A 9,682-nucleotide genomic window follows, 5' to 3' on the forward strand; every position below is an offset into this window, starting at 1 on the left:
ATCCTTTCGGCAAAGCCGAACGCAATGAACTTCATCACCGCCATAACTCCATAACCTCATCACCTTTTGCTCCGATTTCACTTCCTGAGAACGAACTGCGAGACGCGCGGCGCCGCCTCGATCCCGACGGTGCGCACGCAGACGACGTTCACGCGGCCGGGCGCGAGCGCGACTTCGATGCGGCGCGCGCCGACGAAGATCTCCGCGCGGCGAGACGCGGGCGTCGGGAACGCCGCGACGTAAAACGAGTCCGGCAGCGTCTGCCACAGGCGCAGATCCGCCTCGGCGGAGGCGATCGTCGCGACGCTCGTGCCGACCATCGTGCCGAGCGCGATCAGCGCCGAGCCCGCGCTCCTGTCCCGCCGCGCGTATTCCGACGCCGCGAAATTCGCAGCGACGCTCGCCGCCGTCTTCACGAACGCCGTCGTCAGCGTGCGCGCGAGCACGCCCGGATAGGCGTTCTCGAAGTCGGTCTTGACGACGCGCTTCATGTCGCAGACGCGCTGCGCGGGAACGCCGTCCGCCGTCAGCGCGGGCGTCGCGGGGCTCTGCGTTCCCGCGAGCTTGGGCAGGGCGATGCCGACCGGCGCGATCGTGAAGCCGTGTCCCGTCGGGAACGGCAGCAGCAGGTCCGCGCGCTCTTCGACGAGCGTCGGCGCCGTGCCGTATTCGAAAATCACGTACGTCCGCGGCGGCTCGGCGGGATCGGCGGCGTCTTCGGCGCGCGCGGCGTCCTCGGCGACGAAGGAATTTCCCGGCTCCATGCTTTCGACGCGCGAGAGCGACTTGCGGGCGCGCTCGCGGTCGGCGCCGTCCGTTCCCGCGTAAAGAAAATAGATGCCGTGCAGCCACGTCGTGAACGGGTTGACGTAGTCGGCGTACACGGCGACTTCGGGCAGCGAATTCTCCGCGGCGCGCAGCTTGGACGCGACGTCGGGCTCCTTGCTCAGCTTTTCGAGATCGACCTCGTTCTTCGTCGCGTTCTCGCGGGCGGCCTCGATGGCTTCGGCGTTCGCCTCGACCGCCTCGGTCTGCGCGCGGTAGGCGGCGTTGAGCGCGACGCGGGCGTCGTCGTTCCGTCCCGTCTCCAGAAAGTTCAGCGCGCGGTAGGTGTGGAGCATGATGCGGTCGGAGCCGCGCCCGCGGTACGGCAGCGCCGTGAGGTTGTAGAGCGTCGCCGAAGCCTCCTTGGAAAGCAGCGTCTCCGCCTTTTCGTCCCACTCGCCGACGGTCTCCGCCGCCTTGTCCAGCGCGGCGCGCGCGTCGGCGTCCCTGCCGTTGGCGCGCAGCAGCGTCGCGGCGTCGAGCTCCCAGACGAGGCGGTCGTTCTCGTCGGCGGCCGCGGCTTCGGCGACGGCGATCTTTTCCGCGCCCTCCCAGTCGCCGCGCAGCCAGGCGCCGCGCATTTCCCGGGATTTCCCGGGATAGGACGAACAGCCCGCGAGGCACAGCGCCGCCGCGGAAAAAGCGAAAAGAAAGACTGGAAACGAAGTTCGCCGCATTTCGGAAAGCCGCGATTTTCCTTCCCCTCCGCTCCCCTTGCAAGCGCAATCTCGCCGCGGGAAGCCCGGATTTCGAGCGTCAGAAAAGATCCGCGGTCTTCGAAAAGTTGACGAATCGCGTTCCCGCCGTCTCCGTTTCCAGATCTCCGGCGTAAATCACCGTTCCCGTCTGCAGTTTCGGAATGCTTTTTTTCGCTTTCTCCAGATTCGCGGCGAAAGCGGGCGTCCACGTCATGCCCGCCTTGATTTCAAACGGGAAAAGTTTTCTGTTCCGCGACAGCAGCAGGTCTATTTCGAAGCCTTTTTCGTCGCGCATGAAATACAGGTTCGCGTCTTCGCCGGCGTTGCAGCGGGCCTTCAGCGCCTCGACGACGACGAGGTTCTCGAAAATTCCGCCGAGCAGCGGATCGCGCGCGGCTTCCTGAGGCGTCTTCAGCTCGAGCAGGTAGGCGACCAGTCCGGGCTCGACGAAATAAATTTTGGGAGACTTGATCATCCGTTTCCCGAAATTTTCGAAATACGGCGGCAGGCGAAAAATGATGAACGAGGCTTCGAGAATCGAAATCCATTCCCGCGCCGTCATCACGGAAATCCCGACGTCGTTCGCCAGCGACGAATAATTGACGACCTGGCCGACGCGCCCGGCGAGCACTTTCACGAACGTGTCGAACGCGACGGCGCTGCGTATGTTCACGAGCCGTCGGACGTCCCGCTCCACGTATGTCGCGTAATACTCGAGATACTGCTGAAACGGCGTCGTGTTCCGCGCGTAAATTCTCGGCAGAAATCCGTTCACCAACGCTTCGTCGCGGGAAAGGCTTGTTCCCGCGTCCGCGAGTTCCCGCAACGAAAGCGGCAGCAGACGCGCGATTCCCGTACGCCCGGCGAGAGACTGCGAAACCGCTTCGCTCAGTCGCGGCTGATGCGATCCCGTCAGCACGTATTCGCCCGGATTTTCACGCGAGTCGACCTCGATCTGCAGGTAGCTCAAGAGCTCCGGAACGTTCTGAATCTCATCGAAGATCGCCGGCGCGGCATACGTCTGCAGAAAAGCCTTCGGGTCGGAACGGGCGAACGCGCGCGTTTCCGGAGCCTCCAGATTCACGTAAGCGTGCTTCGGGAAAAGCGCGCGCGCGAGCGTCGTCTTGCCCGACTGACGCGGTCCGAGAATCGTGACGACCGGAAACTGTTCGGCAAGCGAAAGGACATGCGCGGAAATCCGCCTTTTGATGAAATTTTTCGTCATGGCGACAAGATATTCGGCGTAAATTTAAGATTCAAACTTAAATTTACGCCGTTTTCGGCGCGGGAACGCGCGCGTCAGCGGTAGAGCGACGAGGTGAGCCAGCGCAGCTCCATGCGCGTCGCGACGCGGGCGAGCTCTTTCCGCATGATCGCGTTGCGCGGATTCTCTTCGGCGTCTCCCTTCGAAGGATTGATCAGTTCCCGCGAGAAGTAATTCTTTTCCGCGTCGCCCGAAAAACCGTCCAGCCCCGTTTCCGCGCGCGGACGCAGCTTTTCGATCGGATATTTCCCGAAGACGATCATGCCGAACGCGAGCGTTCCCGGAAAATCGGACGCCGCGGGAACGAAGGCAGGAATGCCTTCGCCCCCAAAACGCGGTGTTCCCGAAATTCTCGCGGCGACGGGGCGACGCGTTTCCGAATGAAAACTTTCTTTAACTTCCTTTGACTTCGCGGTCGGAAATCTTTGCGTCTTTGCGTCTTGGCGGGAAAGGCGTTTCCGCGCGCGTCCGCGGAGCGAAACTGAGCCCGAAACGCGCTCCGGCGTTCTCGGATTTCAAAGCAGAAATGCGGCTTGCTCCCCGAATGAACAATTCGGTATGCTTCGAGGGATATGGGCGGAAGCACGAGAGAGAGAATTTTCGACGCGCTGGTGGTGGGCGCGGGCATCAGCGGAGCGACGGTCGCGGAGCGTCTCGCCTCGGCGGGGAAGCGCGTGCGCGTGCTCGAGGCGAAGCCGCACGTCGGCGGCAACTGCCACGACTTCCGCGACGCGAACGGCATCTGCGTGCACAAGTACGGCACGCACATTTTCCATACGAACGAAAAGCGCGTCTGGGACTACCTTTCGCGCTTCACGGCGTGGCATCCGTACATGCACAAGGTGCTCGCGCTCATCGACGGGGCGCTCGTTCCCGTGCCGTTCAATCTCAATTCGGTGCGCATGGTCTTCCCGCCGGCGCTCGCCGCGCGGATCGAGGACAAGCTCGTCGCCGAGTTCGGTTTCGGCGCGCGCACGACGATTCTCGAACTGCGCGGGAACGCCGACGCCGACCTGAAGCTGCTCGGCGACTACGTGTACGAGAAGGTTTTTCTGCACTACACGCTTAAGCAGTGGGGCAGGACGCCCGAGCAGATCGACCCGTCGGTGACGGCGCGCGTGCCGATCTTCGTTTCGCGCGACGACCGTTATTTCCACGACAAGTATCAGGCGATTCCGCGCGAGGGTTACACGGCGATGATCTCGAAAATGCTCGCGCATCCGAACATCGACGTGCGGCTGAACGCGCCGTTCGACGCTGCGGCGCTCGCGGACGTTCCCGCGGGAACGCCCGTCTTTCACACGGGCGCGGCGGACGCGTTTCTGGGCTTCCGGCTCGGCGCGCTGCCGTACCGCAGCGTGCGTTTCGACTTCGTCGAGTACGAGCGCGAGTTTTTCCAGCCCGTCGCGTGCGTGAACTATCCGTGCAACTACGACTTTACGCGCATCGGCGAATACAAGCATTTTCTGGGCGACCGCTCGCCGCGGACGGTGGTCTCGTTCGAGTATTCGTCGGCGTTCGAGCCGGGCGTGAACGAGCCGTGCTACCCGATCGCGGACGCGGAGACGCTCGCGCTGCACGCGCGCTGCCTGGACGAGGCGCGCCGCGCGTTCCCGCAGCTGCGTTTTCTCGGCCGCCTCGGCGACTACAAGTATTACGACATGGACAAGGCCGTCGCCCGCGCCTTGGATTGCGCGGAGGCGTTTTCGGCGGGAACCGCGAAGTGAAGGAAGTTTTTTGAGAAAATGTTTCTTTCCGTCGTCATTCCCGTGTTCAACGCCGCGCCTTTTTTGCGCGAGTGTCTGGACTCGCTGCGCGCGCAGACCTTCGCGGACTGGGAAGCGCTCTGCGTCGACGACGGCTCGACGGACGACTCCGCGGCGATTCTGCGCGAATACGCCGAGCGCGACCCGCGCTTCGTCGTGATTTCCAAGGCGAACAGCGGCTACGGCGCGACCGTGAACCTCGGGCTCGCCCGCGCCCGCGGCGACTACGTCGCGATTCTCGAGCCCGACGACGCGCTCGCCTCGCCGGACGCCTACGCCCGCCTCGCCGAGCTCGTCGCGCGTTTTCCCGGAATCGACGTCGTCAAGGGCGACTACAATTTCTACCGCGGGAAGAGCGGGCGGCGGGAACGCGCCTTCGCGCTGCGCGCCTGCCCGAAAGGCGTTCCCGTGAACGCGCGTGGATGCGGAGAGCTCTTCGCGCTTCCGCTTTCGGTGTGGAGCGCGTTCTACCGCGCGGATTTTCTGCGCGCGGCGGCGATCCGCTTCAACGAGACGCCCGGCGCGTCCTATCAGGACAACGCGTTTTCGTTCAAGGTCTTCGCGGCGGCGGAACGCGTCGCGCTCGCGGATTTTCCCGTCGTGGACTACCGTCAGGACAACGCCGCCTCGTCGATGAAGTCGCGGAAAAAAGTCTTCTGCGTCGCGGACGAGATGCACGAGCTCGACCGCTGGTTCGCGGAACGCCCGGCTCTGCGGGAACGCTTCGCCTACGATTTCTGGCTTTTCCGCTACAAGGCGTATTTCGCGAATCTGCTGCGCGCGCCGCGGGAACGTCGCGGCGAGTTCTTCGCGCTGTTCCGCCGCGAGTTCGTCGAGGCGAGGGAACGCGGCGAGCTGCCCGAAGCTCTCTTCCCGCGACTGGGGAAACGCCTGCCGCTGCTGCTCGACGCGCCGGAGAAATTTCTGCGCTACGCGACGTGGCGCGCGCGTTTCGACGCGTTCCGTCGCGCCAAGAAAAACGCGCTCTCCGTCCGGCGTTCCCGCGACGGCTGGCGCGTCGTCTTCTGCGGGCTGAGCTTCGTTTTCCCGAAAGGAGACCGCCGATGAGAAGAGCGCCCCGTTTACAGATTGCGGAAATTGACGACGCCGTTCTCGGGCGTGTCGAGGTTGAGCTCGCCGTCGTAGATCAAGCGCGCTCCCGCGACGGCATTCCCGAAGATTTTGCGGGAAACTCCTTCAACCTCAACGTGAAATCAATACAAATTGAAAGTCGCATTTTCAATCCGCATGAAAATTCGCCGAAAAATCGTGCAAATCGAAAGTCAGACTTTCAATCCGCGGAAAACCCGCGCCCGAAAACCGGATTTCATTCGTCAGCCTTCACTTTTTAAATGAGCCTCGAAACACCCAAAGTCTCCGTCGTCGTACCGATCTACAAGGTCGAGAAACATCTGCGTCAATGCGTGGATTCCGTCCTCGCGCAGACGCTCAAGAACATCGAAATCATCCTCGTGGACGACGGCTCGCCCGACGCGTGCCCGCGGATCGTGGACGAATACGCCGCCCGCGACCCGCGCGTCGTTCCCGTGCACCAGGAAAACCGAGGGCTCTCCGGAGCGCGCAACGCCGGTCTGAACGCGGCGCGCGGGGAATACGTCGGCTTCGTCGACGCCGACGACCGGGTCGAGCCGGAGATGTTCGAAAAGCTTCACTCCGCCGCGAAGGCGAACCTCGCCGACGTCGTCGCGTGCGGCATCCGCTGCGAATTTCTCTGCGGGGGCGCGGACGTGGATCAGGCGTATTACGACATGAAGTTCAGCGGTAAGTTCGCCGCGTCGCCCGAGCTGCTCGAAAAGCTGGACGTCAGCGTCTGCAACAAGATTTTCCGGCGGGATCTGATCGAAAAAGCGGGAGAGCCCCTGCGTTTTCCGGACGGAAAAAACTTCGAGGACTGCGAATTCTTTTGGCGCTTTTTCCTGCGCGCGCAGTCGATTTTCTGCATTCGGGAAAACCTGTATCACTACGTCCGCCACGGGAGCGGCATCATGAAGGAGACGATGACCGGAGCCAACGCGCACAGCGTCGATGCGGTTCTCGTCTGCGGGAACATTCTGCGGGATCTGCTCGCGCGGGAACGTTTCGGCGAATTCGCTTTCCCGTTTTTCCTTCTGCTCGCCGGACACCACGGGCTGAGCGCGCGGTCCGGACATCCGGAAACGGATTCGGAGACGCGAAAGATTCTCGCCCTCGCGAACTACAAAAAATTCCGCCGCGAGCTGCCCGAACGCGAGAACTGGGCCTGGGAAATTCTGGACGCCGTCGCCGCGCGCAAGCGGTTTTCGCCGGGAAAGATGATCCTGCGCACGAAAAACTGCAAGGGCGTCAGCCGCACCTTTCTGTTCGGAATCCGCATCCGAAAGAAACTCATTCCGGAGGCGTCCGCCGGGCGCTCCGCCGTGTTCGACTCTCCGAAAGAAGCCGCCGAGGCGGGAACGCGCCCGAAAATCTCCGTCGTGGTGCCGACCTACAACGCCGCCGCGTATCTGCGCCAGTCTCTCGACGCGCTGTGCGGGCAGACGCTGCGCGAGCTCGAAATCGTCTGCGTCAACGACGGCTCCACGGACGAGTCCGAGGCGATTCTTCGCGAGTACGCCGCGCGCGATCCGCGCATAAAAATCATTTCGCAGGCGAACGGCGGCTACGGGCGCGCCGTGAACGTCGGCATCGACGCCGCCCGGGGAGAATTTCTCGCCGTCGCGGAACCCGACGACTACGTCGCGCCGGAAATGTTCGAAACGCTTTACGCGGCGGCGAAGAAAAACCGCGTTCCGCTCGTCAAATGCGACTGGGAGCTTTTCTGGGAGAACGCGGGAACGGAGACGCGGCGGGAACGCTGGCGGCTCGTCTCATGCGGCGAAGACGTCGCCGTGTTTCCGCCGAAGGAAAATCCGACGATGATCGCCGACGCCTCCGGAATCTGGGCGGCGATCTACGATCTCGCATGGCTGCGCGCGAACGGAATCCGCTGTTCGGAAACGCCGGGCGCGTCTTTTCAGGACACGGCGTTCGTCGTGAAGACTTATCTCTGCGCGGGCAAGATGGCGTTCGTGCCGCGCGCGTTCGTCTCTTACAGGCAGACGAATCCGAACTCGTCCATCAACGCCGGCGCGTCGAAGGCGTTCGCGGTCTTCGGGGAATTCGATGAAATCGTCCGCTTCTGCGAGGAACGGAAGATCTGGAACGAAAGCAGCAAGGCGCTGCTTCTCAAAAAAATGCACGCGACGGGAAAATGGAACGTGGAACGTTTTTCCGGAGACGTGCGGAAACGCGTGAAGCGGGAACTGAAAAAGCATTTTCGAAGCCTGCTGGCGTTTTTCCCCGAACGCCCTCCGGAAATCGCGCCTGGCGAATGGGCCTACATTCTGGAAATCGCGGAACGTCCGGAAAGCCGCGCGCGCCGCGCGAAATCCCTGATTTTCGAAGAGTCTTTCGGCAAGGATTTCGTCCGCGTGAAGCTCTTCGGAATCCGCGTGCTGAAGACGCCGCTGATTCATCGCCGAAAGGATTCGCCCGCGAGAAAAATCTTCGTCCGCGCGCTTGCCGCGCTGTTCTTCCCCGGCGCCGACGCCCGCCGCCGCTTCCGCGAGCGGCATCTGAACCTCGACCCGCGTTTCAGAAAATGAGCGACGAACGTGAGAACGAAACCGCGCGTGCGGCTTCCGGCGGGGAGTTGCCCGAAGCTCTCTTCGCGCGCCTGGGGAAACGCCTGCCGCTGCTGCTCGACGCGCCGGAGAAATTTCTGCGCTACGCGACGTGGCGCGCGTGTTTCGACGCGTTCCGCCGCGCCAAGAAAAATGCGCTTTCCGTCCGGCGTTCCCGCGACGGCTGGCGCGTCGCCCTCTGCGGGGGAGTTTCGTTTTCCCGAAAGGAGGCAGCCGATGAAATTTCCTCACTCCCTGTGATACAGGTGCCTTCTTGAAACACTGAGTTTCTGTTTGCTTTCGCGACTTTTTCAATGTCAAAAAGACGTTCCCGCGGATTTCGCGGGAACGTCTTTCGTCGCGGGAACGCGCACGGGGCTTATTGGCCCTGCTTGTCGAACCGCTGTTGCGCCGCTTAAGCGCACTTGGAAAAGTTCGTCGCGCGTACATCCGATTCAAATTCCTGTCAAAGGCCACCTTTGGCGAACGACGGCGTCACTACAAGGCGAAATGTCGTGCCTACAAACGCGAAATCGCGATTTTGCGCGGTTTCCTCAAAGGCAAATGCGATTGGCGTGCTGTCGTCGCGACGCCCTTCGATCGTTTCGGCGAACGTTCCTGAACCTCGACCCGCGTTTCAAAAAATGAACGACGCGTTCCCGCCAATCTTTAATTCATAACTCTGTCATGATTCCCTTCGTTTCCGTAATCGTTCCCGTTTACAACGCCGAAAAATACCTGCGGGAGTGCCTCGATTCCGTCATCGATCAGTCGCTCCGTGAGATTGAAATCATCTGCGTCGACGACGGCTCCACCGACGCCTCGCCCGCCGTGCTCGCCGAATACGCCGCCCGCGACTCGCGCGTCCGCGTGATCACGCAGGAAAACGCCGGCGTCGGTCCCGCGCGCAACGCCGGCATCCGCGCCGCGCGCGGCGAATTCGTCGCCTTCATCGACCCCGACGATCTTCTGCCCGACGAATCCGCCTACGAAGCTCTCTACCTTTGGGCGAAGGAAAAGCGCGTGCGCGTCTGCGGCGGCGGCGTCTGCTCCCTCGCGAACGACGGCAGACGCTATTTCCCCGACGCTTCCTGGGGCAGCAACGTCGACCAGACGTTCCCGCGCGACGGTTTCATGCGCTTCGCCGAGTGGCAGTTCGACTACGGGTTCTACCGCTACATTTTCGAGCGCAGGCTGCTGCTCGACAACGAAATCTTCTTCCCGCCCTACATCCGCTATCAGGACCCGGTTTTCTGCGCCCGCGCGGCGGTTGCCCTCGGCGGCGTGCCGCTCCACGCGACGGCGGAAGTGCAGGTCGTCCTCGAAGTCGAGTGAGGTTTCTCGCGGCGTCGCCATGGAAGGTTTCGTCGAAGAACTGGAACGGCTCGTCGCGGGCGTCGGGCGTCCCTCGTGGGACGCCTACTTCGCGGCGATGGCGGTGCTGATCGCGTCGCGCTCGGCGTGCGA

General features: G+C 62.7%; 10 protein-coding genes. 7 read left to right on the plus strand and 3 right to left on the minus strand.

Translation table 11 applies throughout. The annotated features are described in order from the left end of the window. Nucleotides 1-77 precede the first annotated feature (77 nt). The 3 genes from ACQREB_RS07480 to ACQREB_RS07490 all read right to left on the minus strand — a co-directional run bounded on the left by ACQREB_RS07480 (nucleotide 78) and on the right by ACQREB_RS07490 (nucleotide 3,050). Nucleotides 78-1,406 (minus strand): hypothetical protein, encoded by a 1,329-nt coding sequence (locus tag ACQREB_RS07480; protein ID WP_427767214.1) that lies wholly within the window; start codon nucleotides 1,404-1,406, stop codon nucleotides 78-80. Between the two features lie 175 nt (nucleotides 1,407-1,581). After that, the gene (locus tag ACQREB_RS07485) at nucleotides 1,582-2,748 is read right to left on the minus strand and encodes an ATP-binding protein (protein ID WP_427767216.1); all 1,167 of its coding nucleotides are present in this window, start codon (nucleotides 2,746-2,748) and stop codon (nucleotides 1,582-1,584) included. A 74-nt stretch (nucleotides 2,749-2,822) separates the two neighbouring features. After that, nucleotides 2,823-3,050 (minus strand): hypothetical protein, encoded by a 228-nt coding sequence (locus ACQREB_RS07490; RefSeq protein ID WP_427767218.1) that lies wholly within the window; start codon nucleotides 3,048-3,050, stop codon nucleotides 2,823-2,825. Here ACQREB_RS07490 and ACQREB_RS07495 point away from each other — a divergent pair. The 7 genes from ACQREB_RS07495 to ACQREB_RS07525 all read left to right on the plus strand — a co-directional run bounded on the left by ACQREB_RS07495 (nucleotide 3,049) and on the right by ACQREB_RS07525 (nucleotide 9,550). Next, nucleotides 3,049-3,171: a hypothetical protein gene (locus ACQREB_RS07495; RefSeq protein ID WP_427767220.1), complete on the plus strand. Its 123-nt coding sequence runs from the start codon at nucleotides 3,049-3,051 to the stop codon at nucleotides 3,169-3,171. The genes ACQREB_RS07490 and ACQREB_RS07495 overlap by 2 nt on opposite strands. A 188-nt stretch (nucleotides 3,172-3,359) precedes the next feature. Next, nucleotides 3,360-4,514 (plus strand): UDP-galactopyranose mutase, encoded by a 1,155-nt coding sequence (gene glf, locus ACQREB_RS07500; RefSeq protein WP_427767222.1) that lies wholly within the window; start codon nucleotides 3,360-3,362, stop codon nucleotides 4,512-4,514. A gap of 18 nt (nucleotides 4,515-4,532) precedes the next feature. Then, nucleotides 4,533-5,621 carry a glycosyltransferase family 2 protein gene (locus ACQREB_RS07505; RefSeq protein WP_427767225.1) on the plus strand — a complete coding sequence of 363 codons (1,089 nt, stop codon included), beginning with the start codon at nucleotides 4,533-4,535 and terminating at the stop codon, nucleotides 5,619-5,621. Beyond that, nucleotides 5,618-5,905: a hypothetical protein gene (locus tag ACQREB_RS07510; RefSeq protein ID WP_427767227.1), complete on the plus strand. Its 288-nt coding sequence runs from the start codon at nucleotides 5,618-5,620 to the stop codon at nucleotides 5,903-5,905. Before ACQREB_RS07505 ends, ACQREB_RS07510 begins: the two co-directional genes overlap by 4 nt. Continuing rightward, nucleotides 5,906-8,197, plus strand: a complete 2,292-nt coding sequence (locus tag ACQREB_RS07515; RefSeq protein ID WP_427767230.1) for a glycosyltransferase family 2 protein — start codon at nucleotides 5,906-5,908, stop codon at nucleotides 8,195-8,197. It abuts the gene before it with no gap. Continuing rightward, complete coding sequence (locus ACQREB_RS07520) at nucleotides 8,194-8,493, plus strand: hypothetical protein (RefSeq protein WP_427767232.1); 300 nt, start codon at nucleotides 8,194-8,196, stop codon at nucleotides 8,491-8,493. Before ACQREB_RS07515 ends, ACQREB_RS07520 begins: the two co-directional genes overlap by 4 nt. 409 nt (nucleotides 8,494-8,902) lie before the next feature. After that, nucleotides 8,903-9,550 carry a glycosyltransferase family 2 protein gene (locus ACQREB_RS07525; RefSeq protein WP_427767235.1) on the plus strand — a complete coding sequence of 216 codons (648 nt, stop codon included), beginning with the start codon at nucleotides 8,903-8,905 and terminating at the stop codon, nucleotides 9,548-9,550. Nucleotides 9,551-9,682 lie beyond the last annotated feature (132 nt).

Source organism: Candidatus Spyradosoma sp. SGI.093, from assembly GCF_050314555.1.
Lineage (GTDB): Bacteria > Verrucomicrobiota > Verrucomicrobiia > Opitutales > UBA953 > Spyradosoma.

Coding starts and splice junctions, on each gene's coding strand:
- ACQREB_RS07480 (WP_427767214.1), bottom strand. CDS start 1,406: ATGCGCGGCGCCTGGCTGCGCGGCGACTGGGAGGGCGCGGAAAAGATC.
- ACQREB_RS07525 (WP_427767235.1), top strand. CDS start 8,903: ATGATTCCCTTCGTTTCCGTAATCGTTCCCGTTTACAACGCCGAAAAA.
- glf (WP_427767222.1), top strand. CDS start 3,360: ATGGGCGGAAGCACGAGAGAGAGAATTTTCGACGCGCTGGTGGTGGGC.
- ACQREB_RS07490 (WP_427767218.1), bottom strand. CDS start 3,050: ATGATCGTCTTCGGGAAATATCCGATCGAAAAGCTGCGTCCGCGCGCG.
- ACQREB_RS07510 (WP_427767227.1), top strand. CDS start 5,618: ATGAGAAGAGCGCCCCGTTTACAGATTGCGGAAATTGACGACGCCGTT.
- ACQREB_RS07520 (WP_427767232.1), top strand. CDS start 8,194: ATGAGCGACGAACGTGAGAACGAAACCGCGCGTGCGGCTTCCGGCGGG.
- ACQREB_RS07505 (WP_427767225.1), top strand. CDS start 4,533: ATGTTTCTTTCCGTCGTCATTCCCGTGTTCAACGCCGCGCCTTTTTTG.
- ACQREB_RS07495 (WP_427767220.1), top strand. CDS start 3,049: ATGCCGAACGCGAGCGTTCCCGGAAAATCGGACGCCGCGGGAACGAAG.
- ACQREB_RS07515 (WP_427767230.1), top strand. CDS start 5,906: ATGAGCCTCGAAACACCCAAAGTCTCCGTCGTCGTACCGATCTACAAG.
- ACQREB_RS07485 (WP_427767216.1), bottom strand. CDS start 2,748: ATGACGAAAAATTTCATCAAAAGGCGGATTTCCGCGCATGTCCTTTCG.